This is a genomic window from Pseudomonas sp. PAMC 25886 (assembly GCF_000242655.1).
Classification (GTDB): domain Bacteria; phylum Pseudomonadota; class Gammaproteobacteria; order Pseudomonadales; family Pseudomonadaceae; genus Aquipseudomonas.
Genome location: NZ_AHHC01000050.1, coordinates 410,906 through 432,198 on the forward strand (window position 1 = coordinate 410,906; position 21,293 = coordinate 432,198).

General features: G+C 62.2%; 18 protein-coding genes. 5 read left to right on the plus strand and 13 right to left on the minus strand.

Annotated elements, in window-relative coordinates; all coding sequences use genetic code 11:
• The first annotated feature begins 87 nt into the window (after positions 1-87).
• Together MUM_RS0117425 and MUM_RS0117430 are read left to right on the plus strand one after the other, a co-directional pair.
• Complete coding sequence (locus MUM_RS0117425) at positions 88-798, plus strand: histidine phosphatase family protein (RefSeq protein ID WP_010172046.1); 711 nt, start codon at positions 88-90, stop codon at positions 796-798.
• Positions 799-854: 56 nt separating this feature from the next.
• Positions 855-1,169: an SCP2 sterol-binding domain-containing protein gene (locus tag MUM_RS0117430; RefSeq protein ID WP_010172047.1), complete on the plus strand. Its 315-nt coding sequence runs from the start codon at positions 855-857 to the stop codon at positions 1,167-1,169.
• Positions 1,170-1,318: 149 nt separating this feature from the next.
• Here MUM_RS0117430 and MUM_RS0117435 read toward each other — a convergent pair whose 3' ends face one another.
• Positions 1,319-3,955 (minus strand): MGH1-like glycoside hydrolase domain-containing protein, encoded by a 2,637-nt coding sequence (locus MUM_RS0117435; RefSeq protein WP_010172049.1) that lies wholly within the window; start codon positions 3,953-3,955, stop codon positions 1,319-1,321.
• 195 nt (positions 3,956-4,150) lie between these two features.
• On the opposite strand from MUM_RS0117435, the gene hglS reads away from it, so the two are divergent.
• Positions 4,151-5,518, plus strand: coding sequence for a 2-oxoadipate dioxygenase/decarboxylase HglS (gene hglS / locus MUM_RS0117440; protein ID WP_010172051.1), 1,368 nt, complete (start codon positions 4,151-4,153; stop codon positions 5,516-5,518).
• A 125-nt stretch (positions 5,519-5,643) separates the two neighbouring features.
• Here the strand turns inward: hglS and MUM_RS0117445 are convergent, their stop codons facing one another.
• Positions 5,644-5,883 (minus strand): DUF465 domain-containing protein, encoded by a 240-nt coding sequence (locus tag MUM_RS0117445; RefSeq protein ID WP_010172053.1) that lies wholly within the window; start codon positions 5,881-5,883, stop codon positions 5,644-5,646.
• A gap of 189 nt (positions 5,884-6,072) precedes the next feature.
• Here MUM_RS0117445 and tkt point away from each other — a divergent pair, with 189 nt between their 5' ends.
• Complete coding sequence (gene tkt / locus MUM_RS0117450) at positions 6,073-8,139, plus strand: transketolase (RefSeq protein ID WP_010172055.1); 2,067 nt, start codon at positions 6,073-6,075, stop codon at positions 8,137-8,139.
• A gap of 106 nt (positions 8,140-8,245) precedes the next feature.
• Positions 8,246-9,487: a hypothetical protein gene (locus tag MUM_RS0117455; protein ID WP_010172057.1), complete on the plus strand. Its 1,242-nt coding sequence runs from the start codon at positions 8,246-8,248 to the stop codon at positions 9,485-9,487.
• Here MUM_RS0117455 and MUM_RS0117460 read toward each other — a convergent pair whose 3' ends face one another.
• From MUM_RS0117460 to MUM_RS0117510, 11 genes are all read right to left on the minus strand, one after another.
• Positions 9,488-10,249 carry an SDR family oxidoreductase gene (locus MUM_RS0117460; RefSeq protein WP_010172059.1) on the minus strand — a complete coding sequence of 254 codons (762 nt, stop codon included), beginning with the start codon at positions 10,247-10,249 and terminating at the stop codon, positions 9,488-9,490.
• Positions 10,250-10,291: 42 nt separating this feature from the next.
• Entirely contained in the window at positions 10,292-11,119 is an 828-nt protein-coding gene (locus MUM_RS0117465; RefSeq protein WP_010172061.1) for a DMT family transporter, read from the minus strand.
• 75 nt (positions 11,120-11,194) lie between these two features.
• Positions 11,195-12,100: a transcriptional regulator GcvA gene (gene gcvA / locus MUM_RS0117470; protein WP_010172063.1), complete on the minus strand. Its 906-nt coding sequence runs from the start codon at positions 12,098-12,100 to the stop codon at positions 11,195-11,197.
• An 87-nt stretch (positions 12,101-12,187) separates the two neighbouring features.
• Complete coding sequence (locus tag MUM_RS0117475) at positions 12,188-12,556, minus strand: SMI1/KNR4 family protein (RefSeq protein WP_010172065.1); 369 nt, start codon at positions 12,554-12,556, stop codon at positions 12,188-12,190.
• Between the two features lie 66 nt (positions 12,557-12,622).
• Positions 12,623-14,680 (minus strand): methyl-accepting chemotaxis protein, encoded by a 2,058-nt coding sequence (locus MUM_RS0117480; RefSeq protein ID WP_010172066.1) that lies wholly within the window; start codon positions 14,678-14,680, stop codon positions 12,623-12,625.
• Between the two features lie 280 nt (positions 14,681-14,960).
• Positions 14,961-16,112 carry an acetylornithine deacetylase gene (argE, locus tag MUM_RS0117485; RefSeq protein ID WP_010172068.1) on the minus strand — a complete coding sequence of 384 codons (1,152 nt, stop codon included), beginning with the start codon at positions 16,110-16,112 and terminating at the stop codon, positions 14,961-14,963.
• Positions 16,109-16,786: a DUF1028 domain-containing protein gene (locus MUM_RS0117490; RefSeq protein WP_010172070.1), complete on the minus strand. Its 678-nt coding sequence runs from the start codon at positions 16,784-16,786 to the stop codon at positions 16,109-16,111. The genes argE and MUM_RS0117490 overlap by 4 nt, the downstream gene beginning before the upstream one ends.
• 27 nt (positions 16,787-16,813) lie before the next feature.
• Entirely contained in the window at positions 16,814-17,545 is a 732-nt protein-coding gene (locus MUM_RS0117495) for a class II aldolase and adducin N-terminal domain-containing protein (RefSeq protein ID WP_010172072.1), read from the minus strand.
• 201 nt (positions 17,546-17,746) lie between these two features.
• Positions 17,747-18,580, minus strand: a complete 834-nt coding sequence (locus MUM_RS0117500; protein WP_010172074.1) for an ABC transporter substrate-binding protein — start codon at positions 18,578-18,580, stop codon at positions 17,747-17,749.
• Positions 18,581-18,608: 28 nt separating this feature from the next.
• A complete protein-coding gene (locus tag MUM_RS0117505; RefSeq protein ID WP_010172076.1) occupies positions 18,609-19,481 on the minus strand; it encodes a phytanoyl-CoA dioxygenase family protein in 873 nt (290 codons plus the stop codon).
• A 35-nt stretch (positions 19,482-19,516) separates the two neighbouring features.
• Positions 19,517-21,034, minus strand: coding sequence for an amino acid ABC transporter permease/ATP-binding protein (locus MUM_RS0117510; protein WP_010172078.1), 1,518 nt, complete (start codon positions 21,032-21,034; stop codon positions 19,517-19,519).
• Positions 21,035-21,293 lie beyond the last annotated feature (259 nt).

Genomic DNA, 21,293 nt, shown 5'->3' on the forward strand with positions numbered 1-21,293 from the left:
TTTTAAAACAAGCGTATGTTTTTTCATTGACAGCTTCCCGGCATCCTCATAACCTCGCCAGACTTTCAACGTACCGGGAAAACGGACGTGGGCAGCATCTACCTGATTCGACATGGCCAGGCCTCCTTCGGTGCAGACGACTACGACGTGCTGTCGCCCATCGGTGTGCAACAGGCGCAAGTGCTCGGCAGCCACCTGGCGGAACTGGGCCTGAGCTTTGACCGTTGCGTGTCCGGTGACCTGCGTCGCCAGCAGCACACGGCCACCGCCGCCTTCGAACAGTACAGCGCCCTTGGCCTGCCGGTACCGCCGCTGGAAATCGACAGCGCGTTCAACGAATTCGATGCCGAGGCAATCATTCGCGCCCTGCTCCCGGACTTGCTGCACAGCGAACCCGAAGCCCTGCACATCCTGCGTAACGCCGCGCAAAACCGCAGCGAGTTCCAGCGCATCTTTTCCCTGATTGTCGAACGCTGGCTGGCCGGCACCTACGACCCGCCGGGCCTGGAAAGCTGGCTGGGGTTTGTCGAACGGGTTCAGGGTGGCCTGCAACGCCTGCTCGAAGCCGCCGACAGCAGTGACAAGATCGCCGTGTTCACCTCCGGCGGCACCATCACTGCCCTGCTCCACCTGATTACCCGAATGCCGGCCGCACAGGCCTTCGAACTGAACTGGCAAATTGTTAACACCTCGCTCAACCACCTGAAATTCCGTGGTCGCGAGGTGGCACTGGCTTCCTTCAACAGTCATACCCACTTGCAACTGTTGAAGGCGCCGCAGCTCATCACCTTCCGATGAATTGCGGCCAACCGTGACCCCAAGGTCACTGGACTCACCATAAAAGGATCGAAACCATGACTGACGTAGCTAAAGCCGTAGAAGCAATGAAAGCCAAATTCAACCCAGCCGCTGCCGACGGCCTGGACCTGGTGTTCGGTTTCCGTATCGACGACACCCAGAACTTCTCGCTGGTTGTGAAAAACAAAACCTGCGAACTGCTGGAAGGTGAAAACCCGGACGCCCAGGTCACCCTGGTGATGGACGCCGAAACCATGAAAGGCATCGTCAGCGGCGAAACCGACGGCATGCAAGCGTTCATGGGCGGCAAACTGCGCACTGAAGGCGACATGATGCTGGCCATGAAATTGAGCGAGCTGTTCCCGGCCTGATCAGGGTAAACCTGGCCAGACCAAGTGAGTTTGTGTGGGAGCCGGGCTTGCCCGCGATAGCCTCACCTCGGTGCAACTGATTCACCTAGGCGTCTGCATCGCAGGCAAGCCAGCTCCCACATAAGCCCCACATTTTGATCGTGTTGTTTTCAGGTTTTTGGCTGCAACAACAACGCCACCAACGCACTCCACCCCGTCTGATGCGAAGCCCCCAACCCCCGCCCGGTCTCGCCATGAAAATACTCATGGAACAACACCAGGTCGCGGCTCGCCGGGTCCGCCTCCAACTGCGCATACCCCACCATCGACGGCCTTGAACCGTTTTCATCTCGCAGAAACAAGCGCGTCAGCCGTTGACTCAGACCGTCTGCCACCTCCTCCAGCGACGCCAGGTACCCACTCCCCGCCGGGTACTCCACCGAGAAATTGTCGGCGTAGTAGCGATGAAATTCCCGCAGCGACTCAATCAGCATGTAATTGACCGGCATCCACAACGGCCCACGCCAATTGGAGTTGCCGCCGTACAGCCGTGAGTCAGACTCCGCCGGTTCATAGCGGGCGCACAGGGTGTTGCCATTCATCTTCAGCGCCAGCGGTTCCTCGGCAAAGGCTTTGGATAGCGAGCGCACCCCAAACGTGGAGAGAAACTCGGACTCATCCAGCATGCGCCGCAGCAAGTCCTTGGTGCGCTCGCCCCGCAACAGCGCCAGCAACAGGCGATTACCCTGCCCCGGCTCGTTCCAGCGCGACACCAACTTGGCCAGGTCGGGCCGGTGCTTCATAAAGCCCAGCAGACGCTCACGCAGCCCTTCCAGGCCTTCATGCTCGCGCTGCTCCAGCACCAGCACCGCAAACAGCGGCATCAGCCCGACGATGGAACGCAGTCGCACCGGTTCGCTTTCACCGCCGGGACGGTGCAGCACGTCGTAGAAAAACTGGTCCTGTTCATCCCACAGGCCTTCGTCACCGTTGTCCACACGGTTGATCGCGCCGGCGATGTACAGGAAGTGCTCGAAAAACTTCACCGCGATGTCCACGTACACGACGTTGCGCTTGGCCAACTCCAGGCCGATGCGCATCAGGTCCAACGCATACGCGGCCACCCACGCCGTGCCGTCCGCCTGGTCCAGCTGATAACCCGGCGGCAAATCAGCCGAGCGGTCGAACAGCGCAATATTGTCCAGCCCGAGGAAACCACCCTGGAACAGGTTGCGGCCCTCGGCGTCCTTGCGGTTGACCCACCAGGAAAAATTCAGCAGCAGCTTGTGGAAAATCCGCTCAAGGAAATCCATGTCGCCCACGCCCTTCAGCGCCTTGTCCTGCTGATACACCCGCCAGCTGGCCCAGGCGTGCACCGGCGGGTTGGCATCGTCGAAACGCCACTCGTAGGCCGGCAACTGGCCGTTGGGGTGCATGAAGCGGTCCTTCACCAACAGCAACAGCTGCTGCTTGGCGTAACCCGGATCGATCAGGGCAAAGGCCACCGCCTGGAAACCCTGGTCCCACGAGGCGTACCATGGGTATTCCCAGGTGTCGGGCATCGAGAGGATGTCGAAATTCGACAGGTGCCGCCAATGGGTATTGCGGATATGCAGGCGCTCGGGCGGCGGTGCGGGCTGGGCCGGGTCGCCGTCGAGCCACTGGTTCACGTCGAAGTAATACAACTGCTTGGACCACAGCAACCCGGCCAGGGCCTGGCGCTGCACGTTGCGCGCGTCTTCATCGGCGATGCCCTGTTGCAGGGCCGCGTAGAACTCGTCGGTCTCCTGGCGGCGCTGTTCGAACAGCTTGCGTGCATTGATCCAGGGCGCTTCCGCCGGGGCGAAGCGCAGGTACAGGGTTTTGCTTTCCAGGCCCGCCAGTTCCAGAATGAAACGTGCGGCGACCTTGGTGCCCGAGTCCCGGCGAATCGCGGTTTGCGCCCCCGTGGTCACGTAGTCGTTGATCCCGTCCTTGAACGGCCCCGGCGCGGGTTGCCCATCCAGCTTGGGAAAGTTGGTTTCGTTTTCGCAGAACAGCCATTCCACACCGTCCTGGCCCCAGGCACTCAGGTGGCGATCAACCAACTCATGGTGGCGCGCCACCACCTGCTCGCCCTCCAGGCGCAACTCGGGCTTGGGCGCATCCGCACTCCAGCTCCAGTCGTTGCGCGCCCACAGGTGCGGCAACACCTGCAAGCGCGTGGGCTGGTCGGAACGGTTGTGCACGGTGATGCGCATGAATACATCGTCAGGCTGGTGCTTGGCGTATTCGACGGTGACATCGCAGTAGCGGTTGTCTTCGAAAACCCCGGTGTCGAGGATTTCGTATTCGGCATCCCCCAGGCCACGGCGGGCGTTCTCGGTGATCAGGTCGTCGTAGGGAAAGGCCGCGTGGGGGTATTTGTAGAGCATGCGCATGTAGGCATGGCTCGGCACGCCATCGACGAAAAAGTACAGTTCCTTGACGTCTTCGCCGTGGTTGCCCTCGGCGTTGTTCAGGCCGAACAGGCGCTCCTTGATGATTGCGTCGTGCTCGTTCCACAGCGCCAGGCCCAGGCACCAGCGCTGGGCCTTGTCGCTGAAACCCGCGAGGCCGTCTTCGCCCCAGCGGTAGGCGCGGCTGCGGGCATGTTCGTGGGGGAAGTAGCGCCAGGCGTCGCCGTCGGCGCTGTAGTCTTCGCGCACCGTGCCCCATTGCCGCTCACTCAGGTAGGGGCCCCAGTCACGCCAGCGCTCGGCGTCGTCCCTGGCCAGGCGCTGGCCTTCAATCGTTTCCAGAATGTTCGTCGCAGGCTGTGCCGTCATCGAGTCTACCGTCGCGTTCCGAGGTGACGGCCAGTGTAGAGCCCATCGGCGGTGAGATGCACGTGAAGCTAATAACATCCAGCTCATTCATTTGCAGAATGAAGTCCAGAGGATTCTTCGTTTGCAAGGCCGTGGCAGGCCCAACAAAATCAACCCACCGTGCATTTTATCTCTATAGCCGCCAGGAATTTTTCTATGCCCACCGCCCGCCCTGTCAGCCCTGACGACATTCGCAAAGGCTTCTCCAAGGCCATGTCCGACATGTACCGCGATGAAGTGCCGCTGTATGGCGCGCTGATGGAACTGGTGGCCGAGACCAATGCCCGGGTGCTCAACACCGATACCGGGCTGGCTCACCAACTGCAGCGCACCGGGGAAATCCAGCGTCTGGACATGGAGCGCCACGGCGCCATCCGCCTGGGCACCGCTGAAGAACTGGCGACCATCAGCCGCCTGTTTGCGGTGATGGGCATGCAGCCGGTGGGCTATTACGACCTCACGCCCGCCGGCGTCCCCGTACACTCCACGGCCTTTCGCGCCGTGCACGAAAGCGCCCTGCAAACCAGTCCGTTTCGGGTGTTCACCTCCCTGCTGCGCCTGGAGCTGATCGAAAACCCTGAACTGCGCGCCTTCGCCCAATCCGCCCTGGCCAAGCGCTCGATCTTCACCCCGCGCGCCCTGGAGCTGATTCAACAAGCGGAAACCGATGGCGGCCTCGACGCCGCTCACGCCGAAGAGTTTATCCAGCAAGCCCTGGAAACCTTCCGCTGGCACCACACCGCCACCGTCACCGCCGCGCAATACCAGCAACTGAGCGACCAGCACCGGCTGATCGCGGACGTGGTGGCGTTCAAGGGCCCGCACATCAACCACTTGACGCCGCGCACCCTGGACATCGACCAGGTGCAGGCCGCGATGCCTGGCAAAGGCATTACCCCCAAGGCCGTGATCGAAGGGCCGCCCCGCCGCCAGTGCCCGATCCTGCTGCGCCAGACCAGCTTCAAGGCCCTCGACGAGGCGATTGCCTTTACCGACGCCAAGGGCAGCCACAGCGCACGCTTCGGCGAAATCGAGCAGCGCGGCGTGGCGCTCACCCCCAAGGGCCGGGCGCTGTACGACCAACTGCTGAATGCGGCGCGGGATGAACTGGGGGCGTTTCCGAATGAGGCCAACGCCGGGCGCTACACCGAATTGATGGAACAACACTTCCAGGCGTTTCCCGACGATCACCGGCAGATGCGCGAACAGGAACTGGCGTACTTCCGCTATTTCGTGACCGAAAAAGGCTTGGCCGCACAGCACAAGGCCGCCACCCTGGACGCATTGATCGCCGCCGGCCACGTCGACGTAGAGCCCTTGGTGTATGAAGATTTTCTGCCGGTGAGTGCGGCGGGGATTTTCCAGTCGAACCTGGGGGATGCGGCGCAAAGTCACTACGCGGCCAACGCGAACCAGGCCGAGTTTGAAAAAGCCCTGGGCCGCCAGACCATCGACGAGTTGACGTTGTACGGGGAAACCCAGCAGCGCTCGATTGACGAATGCACCCGCGCGCTGCTGGCTTGAAAAAGAGAGTTCGCCCGGCCACAGCGCATTCCATGCGCCGTCTAAGAGCCCCAGTGCCGGGCGAACGATTGGCATGATAGGCAGCGACGGCGTCGCTGTCTTTCAGGCAATTCTGAACAAATCTTCTACTTGGCGGCCGCTTTCTCCAGTTGCTCGACGATCTTGTCTTTGATCAACAGGCGTTTCTTCTTCAGTTTCTCCAACTCCTCATCGCCGCCGCTTGAAGACTCAAGCTCCAGCACCTCCTTGTCGGCGCTGTCGTATTGGTGCAGCAGCGAATCCAGGTAGTTGTCGCCCGCCCTGCGCTTTTGAATGTCTTCCTTGGTGAAAGTCAGGTCCTGATACAGGTCGTGTTTCACTGGCATGGAGTACCTCCGCAAGTTGATCATTGACTGAATGCCCTTTGAAGCTAGCCCATCCGACGGGCTCTTGTCATGTTTGAGATCAACCTGTCGCGTTTGAATCCCCGTTCGTCGCTGGGCAGACGATTTCATAAAACCTTTGGCCCACCCTGCCCTCCACTGTAGATCGTCACCCGATGGAGAACAGGTTCCATGAATCACGCTGCCAACGCTGTCGACACCCAGTGCATCAACACTATCCGTACCCTCGCCATGGACGCCGTGCAGAAGGCCAACTCCGGCCACCCCGGCACGCCCATGGGCCTGGCGCCCGTCGGCTACACCCTGTGGAGCCGCTTCCTGCGGTATCACCCCGAGCACCCCGACTGGCCCAACCGCGACCGTTTCGTGTTGTCGGTGGGCCATGCCTCGATGCTGCTGTATTCGCTGTTGCACCTGGCGGGCGTGGTGGAGATTGACGCCCACGGCAAGCGCTCCGGCGAGCCGGCGATCAGCCTGGATGACATCAAGCAGTTCCGGCAGATGAGTTCGAAAACCCCGGGCCACCCCGAGTACCGCATGACCACCGGCGTGGAAACCACCACCGGGCCACTCGGCCAGGGCTGCGCCAACAGCGTCGGCATGGCCATGGCCGAGCGTTGGCTGGCCAAGCGTTTCAACCGTGACGACCAGGTGCTGTTCGACTACAACGTGTACACCCTGTGCGGTGACGGCGACATGATGGAAGGCATCAGCAGCGAGGCCGCGTCCATGGCCGGGCACTTGAAGCTGGATAACCTGTGCTGGATCTACGACAACAACACCATCAGCATCGAAGGCCACACCGAACTGGCCTTCAGCGAGGACGTGATCAAGCGCTTCCAGGCCTATGGCTGGCACACGTTGCACGTTACCGACGCCAATGACCTGACGGCCCTGAGCGAGGCCCTGAGTACCTTCCAGAAAAACACCGGCGCCCCGACCCTGATCGTGGTCGACAGCGTGATCGGCTACGGCTCGCCCCACAAACACAACACCGCCTCGGCCCACGGCGAACCCTTGGGCGAAGAAGAAATCCGCCTGACCAAAGCCGACTACGGCTGGCCCGAAGACTCAAGCTTCCTGGTGCCGGACGAAGCGCGCACGGTCCTGCGGGATGCGTTGCTTGCGCGCAGCAAGCCGCGGTATGAGCAGTGGACACACACCCTGTCCCACCTGGAACAGTACGAGCCGGAACTGGCTGATGAGCTGCGGCGCATGCGCGCCGGCGAAATGCCCGAGCATTGGCAGGACCAACTGCCGAGCTTTGCCGCAGATGCCAAGGGCGTTGCCAGCCGCGCCGCCGGTGGTGAGGTGTTGAATGCGTTTGCCCAGCAGATCCCGTGGCTGCTGGGGGGCTCGGCAGACCTGTCGCCCTCCACCAAGACCAACCTGACCTTCGATAGCGCCGGGCGTTTCAGCGCCGAGAACTATGGTGGGCGCAACCTGCACTTCGGTATTCGCGAACATGCCATGGGCGCGATTGCCAACGGCATGGCGCTGTCGTACCTGCGGCCCTACACCTCGACGTTCCTGGTGTTCAGCGACTACATGAAGCCGCCGATTCGCCTCGCAGCGATCATGGAACTGCCCGTGGTATTCGTGTTTACCCATGACTCGATTGGCGTCGGCGAAGACGGCCCTACGCACCAGCCCATCGAACACCTGACCCAGCTGCGCGCCACACCGGGCCTGCTGACCCTGCGCCCGGGTGACGCAAATGAAACCCTGGAAGCCTGGAAGATCGCCCTGGCCCAGACCCATCGGCCGACGTGCGTGGTGCTGTCACGGCAAAACCTGCCGACCCTGGACCGCACGCAATACGCCGCCGCCTCGGGCACGTCCCGTGGTGCCTATGTGCTGGCCGGCGCCGAGAAGCCCCAGGTGATCCTGATCGCTACCGGCAGTGAGGTCAGCCTGGCCGTAGACGCCTATGAGCAGCTGAAATCCGAGGGCGTGGCGGCGCAGGTGGTGTCGATGCCGAGCTGGGAGTTGTTCGAAGAACAGGACCAGGCCTACCGCGACAGCGTACTGCCGCCCACGGTGAAAGCCCGGTTGGTGGTGGAACAGGCAGGCCCACTGGGCTGGGATCGCTACGTGGGGCAGACCGGGGCGAAAGTGGTGATGAACAGCTTTGGCGCCTCGGCTCCGCTGTCCAAGTTGCAGGCCAAATTCGGCTTTACCCTGGAGAACGTGGTGAAACTGGCGAAAGAGCAAGTCAAGCTCAACGCCACTGGCTAGGCACAGGCACGAGGCGATGAAGGATAAGTAGAGGGAAGCGTGCAAGTTCTGGATAATGGCCCCCGCGTGATCACACGCCCAGCCAACGATACGGAAATCTTGCTCGATGAAATTGCTGCCCCTTCTCGCCTCTGCCTTGCTGCTTCCGTCCATTGCCCATGCAGGCGATGCCGCACTGGACGACACCCTCAAGGCCTTCAGCCGGTGTGACGCCAGCTTCTTTTCCAGCCTCAAGGCCCACAGCGATGCCTGGAAAGCCTACGCACCGCTGAAGCAGGATAAGGATGCCGCGTGGATTCCGGTGGCCAACCGCAGCAGCCGTTCCGGCAACACGGTAGCCCTGCGCGACCTGCCCCCCGTCGCCGGAATGAAGTTGCTGTCCTATTTCGACGAGAGCACCAACCTGGGCAACGCCGGCTACTACTTCTACTGGGGCTTCATGGTGGATGGCAGCCCGGATGACGTTGCCAAGCGCCTTAGCCCGCTGCTGGAAAAACCCGCCCTCCTGAAGAAAATCGACACCGCTTACGTGCGCAGCGAACTGCGGTTTCGCGACAACTGGCTGAGCATCGAGCCGATGCCCGGCGTCGCTCCCGGCAAGTCGCGTGTGGAGCGCGTACTGCTGCTGGAACCAGAAGGCGCACAAACCCGCCTGAGCTGCTCGGTGCAAGGTGCTGTCGACGCCGCGCTGCTGGTGCAATTGCGCCCGGACATCCCGCCGGCCGAGTACCCGCAAACGCGCCTGGAGACAGCCATTGGCGATGTCCCCGTGCCCCAGGAACTGGTGAAGAAACTCGACTCGCCCCTGCTTGCGCCGAAGTTCAAATCGTTGACCTACACCTACACGACCCAACCGGTCGGAGCCCGCAAGCGTAACCCGGTCACGGTTACGTACAAGGCCGAGGGTGGCCTTCTGAACAAAACCGAAAAATACGGCAGCTTCGAGGTGGAACGGTTGACCAAGGCCGACCTTATCCAGCTGAAAGCAAAAATGGTCGGTCTCGGCGATGACAGCGTGTTGCAAACCAGCGAACTTGAATTCAAGGCGCCACAAAGCTGGAACCCGGGCCAGACGCTCAGTGCACGCCTGCTCATGAAACACGTGCCGGCCAAGGCCGACGACGAGCCCTCCCGGACCCAACTGGAATGCACAGTGGGCGAGCGCATACCCGCACGCAACGTGTTCGCCTCGCTGCCGGGTGACGCCATCAAGCTTGCGTGTGTGCAGGGCGAAAACCGCACATCCCAGGCCTTTATCGAAGACCTGGGCCTCGCCGTCACGCTGGAGTCAGGGTCCGGCGCCGATCATGACGTGTACGAAATCACCGCCCTGGAGGTGGTGCGCTGATCACTTGCCGCCAGTCACATCCAGGAACGTTCCCGTGATGAAGGACGCCTCGGCGCCGGCCAGCCACAGGATCGCCCGCGCCACTTCTTCGGGCTGACCGCCCCGACCCATGGGGATCGAATCCTTCACGCGGTCAACCCGCCCCGGCTCCCCGCCGCTGGCGTGAATATCGGTGTAGATATGCCCGGGACGAATACAGTTGACGCGTATTCCCTCCCGGGCGACTTCCTTGGCAAACCCGATGGTAAAGGTCTCAAGCGCACCCTTCGACGCCGCGTAGTCGACGTATTCATTGGGGCTGCCGAGCCTGGCCGAGGCCGATGAGAGATTGATCACCGACCCGCCCCGGCCGTTGTGACGAAACGACATGCGCTTCACCGCTTGCTGGGCACACAGCATCGGACCGATCGCGTTGACCGCAAAAATCCGCTGCATCCGTTCGAACGCCAGGTCCTCTACCCGGGACTGCAAGGCGTTGATCCCGGCGTTGTTGACCAGCACATCGATGCGGCCAAATTCCCGGTCGATCGCGGCAAACAGTTGAATGACCTGCTCCGGGTCGGCGCTGTCGGCGCGCACCGCCAACCCCCGGCGCCCGACCGCTTCGACATCCGCCACCACCGCGAGGGCGGCGGGCTCGTCGGAAACGAAGCTGATCGCCACGTCATAACCTTGTGCGGCAGCCAGCCGCGCGGTGGCGGCGCCAACGCCACGACTTCCACCCGTGATCAGAATCAGCGGTGCCTGCGGGACGATATCCATTGAGCGAACCTCATGTGGTGGTGGGAAATGCTTTACCGGGTGTCAGCCGATCAGGAGGGTGCCGGTGGCAATCACCACGCACGCCAGGACCTTTCGAACCGTCAATGTCTCGCCCAGGAAGAAGTAGCCGATCAGCGCCGCGAACAACACGCTGGTCTCGCGCAGTGCCGACACTGCGCCCATGGGTGCACCGGCCATGGCGTAGATGATGATCCCGTAGGCCAGGAGCGACACCAGCCCGCCGGCAAACGCGGTGAAGAATCCAGGCCGCAGGCTGAACAGACTCTTCGGCCCGCGCAGGCCGATATACACCGCCGGCATCAGCACGCCCCACAAGGCGCACATCCACACCGTATAGGCCATCGGGGCGCCGGACAGGCGCGCACCGATGCCGTCGGTCACGCTGTAGGCGGCAATGAAACAGCCGGTGCCCAGGGCGTATGGCAGGCTCGGGACAGCCAGTCGGCGGCCCCTGAATGCAAGGGAAATGATCCCGCCCGACACCAGCGCAATGCCCAGCAGCGCACCGGCCGACACGCTCTCCCCGGCAAACACCGCCGCGCCAAGGGTGATCAGCACCGGCGAGGAGCCGCGGGAAATCGGGTAGGTCTGCCCCAGGTCGCCCACCTTGTAGCTGCGCACCAGGAACAGGTTGTAGCCAACGTGCAGCACCGCTGACAGCACCACATAAAACCAGCTGGCGGGTGCCGGTGGCTGCAGGAACACCGCGACGGCGACACTGGCGATGGCCACCGCCAGGCACATGACCGTCATCGACCAGAGCCGGTCGGCGCCGCCACGCAGCAGCGCGTTCCAACTGGCATGCAGTAAGGCGGCGAAGAGAACCAGGAGAATGATGTGATAAGGCATGCGCCCATCCTAAGCAACCGGGCGCGTTAACTGAAACGAAGTTTCTTCATTGAAGAATGAGCAAATCCTCATGCTTCATTCGTAAGCCAGCCCGGCGCTCGTGGCCTCCTGCATCAGCCATTCACGGAAACTGACGATGTGCGGCCGGGATTCAAGGCCTTTGGGGCACACAAAATAATAGGCAACCGGGGACGGGAACGGCACATCGAACAGCTTGACCAGGCGCCCATCGCTCAGCTCGGATTCCACATGCCCGCTGCGCGCCAACGCAATGCCCTGGCCGAGCAATGCCGCCTCGATCGTCATGTTGGTATCAGCAAACCGGACGCTCTCCTTGAGCGGCGAAATGCCCAGCCCGACGTGCTGGAACCAGACTTCCCATTTGGGCACCAGGTCGGCGCCGTCTCGCGTCAGCAAGGGATAGCGCAGCAATTCGGCAGGCGTGCGCGGCCTGCCAAAACGGCTCAACAGGTCAGGGCTCGCCACCGGAAAAATCTGCTCCCGGAACAGGAACTCCGAGTACAGCGCCGGGTAGTTGCCGTTGCCGAAGCGGATCGCAACGTCTGCCTCTGTACTTGAGAAGTTGATGGCTTTGTCACTGGAGTCCAGCGTGACCAGGATTTCCGGATGCCGCTGGGCCAGGCTCGGCAACCGTGGCAGCAGCCATTTCAGCGCGAAGGAATAAGTGGTGCTGACCTTGAGCCGCACCCGGCCCTTTTGCTCGCGCAGGTCCGCCAGTGTGGCCTCGAGGTTCATGAAAAACTCACGCACGATCGGCGCAAGGGCCGCCCCGGCAGGTGTCAGGCTGAGTGACTTGCCCCGCTGAAACAGCTGCAACCCCCAGAGTTCTTCGAGGTGCTTGAGTTGATGGCTGACGGCACTTTGGGTGACATGCAGCTCTTCCGAGGCCGAGGTGAAGGTGGCGTGCCGTGTCGCAACCTCAAAGGCGCGCAATGTCGAGGTGGGTGGCAGGTCTCTCATGGCAGCGCTTCTCGGGGGCAGTCACCCGCCCTTTATGAATGGAAACTCATGATAAGGCATTCCGGCCGCGCCTCGAAAGCGGCCCGCTTATTCACACGCCACGCACACCTGTTGAAACCACGCCGAAAAATTCGGCCAGCGCTCATTCGTCGGGCCATTGTGCGACCAGTACCGAACCTGCCCCAGGTGTGACACGCAGAAGTAGTCGCCATTGTCTTCAATGAACGGCAGCCAGTCCTTTGGAACGCCCATTTGGTTCCAGGCGGTCTGGGCGATTTCGAACAAGTCGAGATGGCTCGTGCCCGGCAGGATCACCGCCGGTTCAAACGTCGCATTGGCAACATTGCTGCCGCCCTTGAGAAACTCGATGTAGGCGGCCGGAAACGGGAAGTTCAGGTTGCTCGCGGCCTTCTCGATTTCAGCATCGGTTGGAATACGGAACGGGTCGGAAATCATCGATAAAGTCCCTGGCTCGACGAATGGGAGCGTGCTGAATACCACAGTTACCCTGGCAACACACCCTCAACGCAGCTGGAACCGCGCCGTGTTGTCGCTCAATGCCCGGCTGCCCTTGCTCAACATGTCCGCCGCCTGATTCACCGCTCGCGCGCCGTCGAGCAAGCGCCCTGCGGCCTGGTCTACCTGCTGGATATTGCCGCTGACTTCGTCCGCCGTCGCTGCCTGCTCCTCCACCGCCGTGGCGATCTGCGCCAGGGTATCGGTGACGCTCTGCACGGCGCTGGCAATCTCGCCCAGCCGATGGCCAAGGCCGGTGACCGACTCGGCATCGGTCACCGCCTGCTCACAGGCCGCGCCCATCAGCGTGACCGCCTGGCTCACCGTCGAGCGCAAGCTGTCTACTGTCCCGGCGATCTGCGCCGTGGACGCCTGGGTGCGCTGTGACAGGCTGCGCACTTCATCCGCCACCACTGCAAAACCCCGACCCTGTTCGCCGGCCCGCGCCGCTTCAATGGCAGCGTTCAGCGCCAGCAGGTTGGTCTGCTCGGCGATGCCGCGAATGGTGTCGACCACCGACTGAATCTGCTGCCCCTGCTGGCTGACGCGCTCCAGTGCATCGGAGGTGTCGGTCAACCGCTGGTTGAGCTGTTGAATGCTTGCGGTGGTGCGCTGGCTGTCGCGGCTGCTGTCCTCGGCGATCTGCCGGGTTCTCTGCGCGCTGCCGGACGCCTGCTCGCAGCTTTTGGCGACGCCCATGGAGGTGGCCGCCAACTGCGTGGCGGCCGCTGCGATCTGGCTGATTTGCTGTTGCTGGTCTTCCACTTCGGTCAGCGTGCTGCCCGATTGCGAGTTGAGGGTCAGCACCGCCGAGCCGAGCTGCTGCGTCTCGTGGTTCACCCCCAGCAAGCTGGTGCGCAACTGCACCACCGCCACGTTGAGCGCGGTACTGATCGCGGCCAGTTCGTCGCGGCCTTCCACCGCTACCTCGACGCACAGATTGCCGTCGCGCAGGGACTCGGCCAGGGTGGTGATGCCACTGGCGCTGCGGCGGATCGAGGCCTGCAAGCACACGAACAGGTACAACGCCGCCAACGCCAGCACGCTGAACGTCACCGCCACCGGGATGAACTGTTTGAGGGAGCGGTCGCGGTAGTAACCCAGGCGCGCATCCAGCGAGGTCAACGACTGCTTGCGCAGCGCGCCCAGGGTGCCGAGCATGCCATCCACACTGCGTTCGAAGGCGGTGGTGTCGAGCTTGATGGTGCCGCCAAACACGCCTTCGTCCAGGGATTTGAGCTCGTTGTCCAGCTGTTGCAAGCTGTCGTCGTATTGCGCGATCCAGGGTTGCAGCCCCGGGTATTGCTTGGCCTTGAGGGAAGCGGCGGCCTTGACCAACTGGTCCCGGGCATCACCGATGCGCCCGCGCAGGTCGCGCATCTGCAAACGGCTTTGCAGGGTGAACTGCCCCGAGGCGATGGACGACTGGCCGACGCTGGCCATGCGCCCGATGCGCTCGATCAGGTCGGGCGTCTGCTGGGTGGAAATCTGCATCAGCAAGTAGGTTTCAAGCCACGGATCGAGGATCAGGCCCGCGTCCATGGTGATCTGCTCGCGCAAGGCTTGCATGGCGCTCAGCGCCGACGTGAAGCGGTCGTAGCCATCCGGCCACCAGCCGACGGTACGCAGGGCCTGGGAGTCCATGCCCGTGACCGAGGCCTGCAACGCGTCGAAGCGCGCGAGGGTGTCGGCGCTGGCGCTCTGGGCTTTCAGGGCCTCGCCCAGGGCCTGCACGCTCTGCTGGATCAGCGGGAAGTTGGTGTCGACCGCGGTCATTGCGGCTTTGGCGGCGGGTGTCTGGTCGTGGAGGATGTCGGCGGCTTTCCAGCGCGCCGCCAGGTTGCGCTGGGCGGTCAGCTGGGCGTCCAGGGTATCCAGGGCCAGCAGTTCGCGCACGCCGGATTGCTCATTGGAAATCACCGTCAGTTGGGTGCGGTACTCCTGGGCGATCATCCACAAGCTGCCGGCCAGGGGCAGCATGAACAGGAAAAACAGGATCTGGAACTTGCGCGCGAATCCGAAACGTCCGAGCAGGCGGATACCTGGCGACAAAACACTTTGCATGTCCGACTACTCCTAGAACCACTCGCCTCAGCAGCGAATCAAGCTTTGAAATGACTGACGGCAAAATGCCATGTCATTGATTAAGCTGGCTCAAGCAAGAAACGGACCGCCGCAGGAAGGCCGCAGATTAGGCGGGGCGTCGTTGAACAATCTGCGGGGCGTGCGCGAAAATGGGGCAAAAGCACTCAGCACCGGTGGCAGAACGGTAACCCTCTGTGGCGAGGGAGCAAGCTCCCTCGCCACAGAGGGTTAGTGTTGCTGAATAGGTGGGGGAGTCAGATTACTGGCTGACAAACGCCAACACCCGCTCCAGCATCCGGTCACAGGCCTCAAGTTGCGCGACGCTGATGAATTCATCGGGCTTGTGCCCCTGGTCCATGCTGCCGGGCCCGCACACCACGGTGGGAATGCCCGCCTGGTCAAACAGCCCGCCTTCGCTGCCGAACGCCACGGTGCCGAAGGCCTTCGAGCCGCAGAAGCCGGCAACCCATTCAGCCGCCTGACTCTCCACCGACGTCGACAACCCCGGGTAGCTCGACAGCTCGCTGAAGTGGATCGCGCACTGCTCACTGACTGCCTGCATCGCCGGCAATAACCTGTGCTCGGCGTAGCCGCGCAATTGGTCCGCGACGTGCCAGGGATCCTGCGCCGGCAGCGAGCGCACTTCAAAGTCGAAGCTGCAGTTTTGCGGGACAATATTGAGTGCCTTGCCGCCGGCGATCATGCCGGTTTGCACGGTGGAGAAAGGTGGATCAAAACTCACGTTATGGTGATGCGGCGCCTTGAGTTCTTCACCCAGCCGGCCCAGCTCGATGATCAACCGCGCGGCATATTCGATGGCGTTCACCCCCGACGGGGCATACGCCGAATGGCACGCCGCGCCATGCACTTCGCAACGCATCGCCAGCTTGCCCTTGTGGCCCAGCACCGGCTTGAGTTCAGTGGGTTCGCCGATCACGCACAGCAACGGCTTGACCGGCTTGGCGTGGAACGCTTCGATCAGCGAGCGCACACCCAGGCAGCCCACCTCTTCATCGTAAGACAGCGCGATATGCACCGGCATGCGCAGCGGTGCCTGTACCAACGCCGGGACGCTGGCCAGTACACAGGCGATATAGCCTTTCATGTCGGCAGTGCCACGACCGTACAACTTGCCGTCCTTTTCGGTCAGCTCGAACGGCGCAACGCCCCAGCGCTGGCCATCCACGGGTACCACGTCGGTGTGGCCGGACAGCACGATGCCCGGTACGTCCGCCGGGCCGATGGTCGCCAGCAGGTTGGCCTTGCTCTTGTGCTCGTTGAACAACAGCTCGCAGCTCACGCCATGGTGCTGCAGGTAATTGCGTACGAAGTCGATCAGCGCCAGGTTCGATTCACGGCTGGTGGTGTCGAAGCTGACCAGTTGCGCCAGCAGGTCGCGGCTCTGGTTCATCGGTCATCTCCCGGCACCGCGTAACCCGGGGCAAACTGCGGGTTGATGGCGCGGTCGATGTAGTCCTGCATTTGCCCGCGATAAGCCTGCCAGAGTTGCTCGAGTTCGCCGATGGGGTCTGCGTCGGCCCAGTCCACCCGTAGGTTGACGATGGGCCACAGGTGATCACCGACCACCACCATCGCGGCAGAGTGCACCGGCCCCGCCTCCCCTCCTCCCGTCACACCCGCCTGCATCGCGGCGAGCAGTCGGTCGGCGAGGTGCCCTGGAGTGTCTTCGAAGGCGCGCACCATGGCTTCGATCACCCCGGTATTGGCCAGCATGTTCCCGGCCGCCACGCATTGTTCACCGCTGACCGCGTGGTGAATGCCCAGGGTCTGCGCGCCGCTGAAGTGCGCGGTTCTGCCCGTGCTATCAATGGCCGTCACCTGGCGATATTCGCTGTGGCTTTGCGGGGTGAGCACGGCCGCCAGCGCGTCACTCGGTGCCATGCCCTCGGCCAACAGGTCCAGGGTGTGCGGGCCGAGTGCCGGCAACGTGATGTTCTGCGACGCCACCGCGCCCACACCCGGGCGTAGCCACGGGCAACGGGCACCCACGGCAATACTCGACGAGCTGATAGCGATACCCAGCTGGCCGGTTTCGGCACAGCGGGCGACAACCGAAAAGGTCATGGCAATTCCTGTCTCTAAAGGATCAAATCAGTCGAGCAGCGACGGGTCGGCGTCGATCATCAGCCGCTTCATTTCTTCAAAATGCCGTTGCGAGAAATCCGTGATGCCTTCCCAGCCGCGCGCGGTTTTTTCGGCCACTTCGTCAGACAGTACCCGCAGTGGTTGGCCAGTGGACCATGCCGTGACGAGGATCTGGCAAGCGCGCTCCAGGGTCCAGATATCGTCGAACGCCTCACCGATGGATGTGGCCGTGACCATCACCCCATGGTTGCCCATCAACAAGCGACTCTTGCCGCCCAACAACCCGGCGAGGCGCTCGCCTTCGGCCTCGGTGTCGGCCATGCCGCCGTACAGCTCGTCCACCGCCACGCGATTGAAATAGCGTGCGGTGTTCTGGTCAATCGCAGGGATATGCGGCTCGGCCAGGCAGGCAACCGCCGTGGTGTACACCGGGTGCAAGTGAAGCACGGCGCGGGTGTGTGGCAACAACCGGTGAATCTGCCCGTGGATCGACCAGGCGGTGGCGTCCACGTCGGGATGGTCGGCGCCCGAGGCGTCGTCGGCGTTCAGCAGCAACAAGTCACTGGCGCGGATACGCGAGAAATGCTTCCACTTCGGGTTGAGCAAAAACTGCTTGCCGTCGGCGGATACCGCCGCGCTGAAATGGTTGGCTACCGCTTCATGCATGCCCAGGTGCGCAACGATGCGAAAGGTTGCCGCCAGGTCGATGCGGATTTGCTCTTCGTGTGATAACGCCATGTAGCTTTCTCCGCAGGGCAATTGGATGGCGAGGGGTTTATTGTGGCGAGCGAGCTTGCTCGCGCTGGACTGCGCAGCAGTCCCATTCGCTTGGATAAAACGAGGGGGCCGCTTCGCGGCCCAGCGGGAGCAAGCTCCCTCGCCACAACAAGCTCGGTCGCCACAGGTTCGGTGCGTACCGTTAAGTGAGCACGCTTGTGATCAGGACTTCGGCATCAGCTCGGCGATGTCGGCATCGGTAGGTGCCTGGAAGTTGTATTTCTTGAGCAAGGCTGCGTATTCAGGGGTGGCGCTGAACTTCTTGAGGCCTTCGATCAACGCGTTCTTGACCTCGTCATTGCCCTTCTTCACGCCGAAGCCGTTCAGCACCGGGTAGATCAAGGTGTCGGAAGAAATCACCACGCGGCCACCGAGTTTTTCCACCGCGCCACGGGCCACGGCGGCGTCGGTAATCTGTGCCTCAACAGCATGGGCCAGCAGCGCCTGGGTAGTCTGCGGGTCGGTGCTGTACTCACTGATCGCGATCGGCTTCAGGCCTTTCTTCACACAGTACTCATCCGACAGTTTGTGCATCTGCGCCAGCCAGGACGTGGCGCCCATGGAGCCGATCTTGTGGCCGCAGAATTCTTCCGGGGTCTTGGGCTGGAAGTCGCTGCCCTTGAGGGTCAGGATCGATTCACCGCTCTTGAGGTAGGGAATCATGTCGATGACTTTCACCCGCTCGGCGGTGATGTACATGGACGAGTTGGTCACGTCGAACCGCCCTGCCTGCAAGCCCGTAATCAGGTTGGGGAAGCGCGTGTCGAGGGTCTCGACGGTGCGGCCCATGGTCTTGGCCAGGCCGTCCATGAACTCAATGTCAAAGCCTGCGGGCTTGTTGTTGTCCATATATTCATAGGGAAAGAAGGTCACGTCGGAACCGGCGACAATTTTCCCGTCTTTCTGGAAAGCCGACGCTGCCAACGACGTCATTGCAACCGCAGCGCCCAGCAGGCACACGGCAATTGGGCGAGCAATCATCTGAAACGCTGTCATGGTAATACCCTGCAAGGTGAGAAGGAGGTTAGGCAGTGACTGAATCCTGGCCGGCCTGTTGCACAAAGAAAGAGGCGCCACGGGGCTTCTGCGGCAAGCGCAGGTGGTTTTCCGTGGAACGCACCAGGCCACTTTCTTCACCGGCCACCATCAGGCCGGCGTGCGCGCTGGGCAGCGGGTTTTCGCCGAATGGCAGCGCGTCTTCAGCGGCGTAGACGCTGATGAACAGGGTGCGCGGCAGTTCGGTCTCGTTAGGGCTTGAAGCATGCAAAAGACGGGTGTGCATGAAGCACACGGAACCGGCCGGGCCGTAACAGGCCACCGGGCTCTGGCACAGGTCGTCGACTACGGTGTCGTCCACCGAACCGGTGAAACGCTGGTCGTGCCAGTGGGACCACAGCGGGCCTTTGTGGCTGCCGGGGATCACATTCAACGGGCCATTTTGCGGCGTGACTTCGCTGACCATCAGCAAGGCCGTGACGATGTCGTCGTTGCTGTGAGGCGTGAACAGGAAGTCCTGGTGCCACTTAACCTGGGTGGCGGTGTGGGGCAGTTTCGAGTTGATCTTGCTGTGATGAAAACGCGTGCCGCCGCCCCCGATCAATTGCGCGGAAATCGCTGCCATCCGCGATTGCAATGCCACGCGCTGGTACGCCGGCGAAATCTCGGTGGGCGAACTCACCCGCCGCAGCGAGGGATGGTCCGGGCGATGGTCGCCCTCGAGGTCGAACCGCGCACGGCCATCCACCGTTTCCCCCCAGCCCCGGTCGTGGCTGCGGCTGTCTTCTACCCACTGGTCGAAGTCGTGTTGCAATGCAGCGACTTCTTCAGCCGACAACACGTCTTGCACCACCAGAAAGCCGTCCCGGTGGAACTGTTCAATTTGCGCTTGCTCGATCATGGTGCTGCTCTCTTGTCGCTCGAACGTTAAGGGGGTCACGCCAGCGAGACGTCCTTGAGGAACGCCTCCACACGTGGATTTTCGCCGCTGCGCAACGCGTGCGGCGTGTCATCGCAGACCACCCGGCCCTTCTCCATGAACACGATCCGGTCGGAGACCTTGAACGCGAAATTCATCTCATGGGTGACGATCACCATGGTGATGCCCTCCTGGGCCAGGGCTTCGATGACTTGCAGGACTTCGTTGACTTTTTCCGGGTCCAGGGCCGAGGTGGGCTCGTCAAACAGCATGATTTGCGGGCGCATCATCAGGGCGCGGGCAATGGCCACGCGCTGCTGTTGGCCACCGGACAACTGGTGCGGATATTTCCAGGCGTGGTCGAGCATGCCGACCTTGTGCAGCAGCGCGTAGGCCTGCTGCTTCAGCTCTTCGACGCGCCCTAGGCGGTGGTACTTCGGCGCCATCAGCAGGTTGTCGAGCACGCTCAAATGCGGGAACAGGTTGAAGCTCTGGAACACCATGCCGATGTTCAGGCGATGCTCGGCGTGCTCCACGTACTGCGGCTTTTGGGCGCCGACCTTGTCCAGGTGAATGAACGGCTGGCCGTTGATTCTGATCTCGCCGTTATCCAGTTGCTCAAGGCCATTGAGCAGGCGAATCAGGGTGGTTTTGCCGGAGCCCGAAGGCCCGATCACCGACACCACTTCACCGGGCTGAATCTGCAGGTTGACCGAGCCCAACACCTCCACATCGTTGTAGGCTTTGTGCAGCCGGGAAGCCTGGAGTGCCGGGCCTTCGGTACTGACCGGGCGCTGCAGGGCGACACGCTGTTGGGTCGCCAGTGCCAGCACTTCTGCATCGGGCACCCGGGAAACGTTGCGCTGGTTGACGTCGAGAAAACGCTCCAGGCGCTTGAGCAGGAAGTCGAACACCGTGACGATGAATACGTAGAAAAACGCCACCGCCGCCATCGTCTCGATCACCAGGAAGTTCTGCGAATACAGGCGCTGGCCGACCATCAGAATTTCGGTCAGCGAGATCACCGACACCAATGACGTGAGCTTGACGATGGAGATGTATTCGTTGGCCAGCGACGGCAGCGCCACCCGCAATGCCTGCGGAATCACCACCCGCCACTGGATCCCGAAAAACTTCAGCCCCAGTGCCCGCGCAGCCTCGCCCTGCCCTTTGGGAATCGACAGCAGGCCGCCCCGGTGAATCTCCGCCACATAGGCGGTTTCGCAGATCACCAGGGCCAGCAGGCCGGCCCAGAACGGGTCCGCCAGGATCGCCGAAGTAGCAGGAATCGCTTGCGGCAGGTTGTAGATGAAAATCAGCAGCACCAGCAGCGGCAGGCTGCGGAACAACCAGATATAGCCTCGTGCCGGCAGGCTGATCAGTGCATGTCTGGATTGCTTGGCCAAAGCCAGCAGGAAGCCCAGCGCGATGCTCAACACCCAGGTCAATGAACTGAGTTGGATGACCGTCCATGTCGCCCGCCAGAACTCGGCATCGGCCAGCAAACCAAACATGTAATTCCAGTTGAAAGTCATCGTCACTGCGCTCGACAAAAAATGAAAATGCCCACCGAATGCTCAACGTGAAGGTCGAACCCTGATCTGCACCGATGGATTGAGAGTCGTGGGAGGAGGCACTTTGGGTCAATTCGTAAAAGCCGGCCTATTGGGTAGGGAGAACCTACGCAGCGTCACCGTTCCCTGGGTGACGACGGGGCTGCTGAAACAGCCTGTCTCGTATTGGTGCGGGACCGCGCCTGCGCTGCATGCCGGCGCCACCTTTTGGTGCGCTGCA

Excerpts from the sequence above, each read along its gene's own strand:
- MUM_RS0117460 (WP_010172059.1), bottom strand. The coding sequence starts at position 10,249 with ATGGATATCGTCCCGCAGGCACCGCTGATTCTGATCACGGGTGGAAGT.
- MUM_RS0117465 (WP_010172061.1), bottom strand. The coding sequence starts at position 11,119 with ATGCCTTATCACATCATTCTCCTGGTTCTCTTCGCCGCCTTACTGCAT.
- MUM_RS0117510 (WP_010172078.1), bottom strand. The coding sequence starts at position 21,034 with ATGACTTTCAACTGGAATTACATGTTTGGTTTGCTGGCCGATGCCGAG.
- MUM_RS0117500 (WP_010172074.1), bottom strand. The coding sequence starts at position 18,580 with ATGACAGCGTTTCAGATGATTGCTCGCCCAATTGCCGTGTGCCTGCTG.
- MUM_RS0117445 (WP_010172053.1), bottom strand. The coding sequence starts at position 5,883 with ATGCCAGTGAAACACGACCTGTATCAGGACCTGACTTTCACCAAGGAA.
- MUM_RS0117480 (WP_010172066.1), bottom strand. The coding sequence starts at position 14,680 with ATGCAAAGTGTTTTGTCGCCAGGTATCCGCCTGCTCGGACGTTTCGGA.
- MUM_RS0117495 (WP_010172072.1), bottom strand. The coding sequence starts at position 17,545 with ATGGCGTTATCACACGAAGAGCAAATCCGCATCGACCTGGCGGCAACC.
- MUM_RS0117430 (WP_010172047.1), top strand. The coding sequence starts at position 855 with ATGACTGACGTAGCTAAAGCCGTAGAAGCAATGAAAGCCAAATTCAAC.
- hglS (WP_010172051.1), top strand. The coding sequence starts at position 4,151 with ATGCCCACCGCCCGCCCTGTCAGCCCTGACGACATTCGCAAAGGCTTC.
- gcvA (WP_010172063.1), bottom strand. The coding sequence starts at position 12,100 with ATGAGAGACCTGCCACCCACCTCGACATTGCGCGCCTTTGAGGTTGCG.
- argE (WP_010172068.1), bottom strand. The coding sequence starts at position 16,112 with ATGAACCAGAGCCGCGACCTGCTGGCGCAACTGGTCAGCTTCGACACC.
- MUM_RS0117475 (WP_010172065.1), bottom strand. The coding sequence starts at position 12,556 with ATGATTTCCGACCCGTTCCGTATTCCAACCGATGCTGAAATCGAGAAG.
- MUM_RS0117455 (WP_010172057.1), top strand. The coding sequence starts at position 8,246 with ATGAAATTGCTGCCCCTTCTCGCCTCTGCCTTGCTGCTTCCGTCCATT.
- MUM_RS0117490 (WP_010172070.1), bottom strand. The coding sequence starts at position 16,786 with ATGACCTTTTCGGTTGTCGCCCGCTGTGCCGAAACCGGCCAGCTGGGT.
- tkt (WP_010172055.1), top strand. The coding sequence starts at position 6,073 with ATGAATCACGCTGCCAACGCTGTCGACACCCAGTGCATCAACACTATC.
- MUM_RS0117435 (WP_010172049.1), bottom strand. The coding sequence starts at position 3,955 with ATGACGGCACAGCCTGCGACGAACATTCTGGAAACGATTGAAGGCCAG.
- MUM_RS0117505 (WP_010172076.1), bottom strand. The coding sequence starts at position 19,481 with ATGATCGAGCAAGCGCAAATTGAACAGTTCCACCGGGACGGCTTTCTG.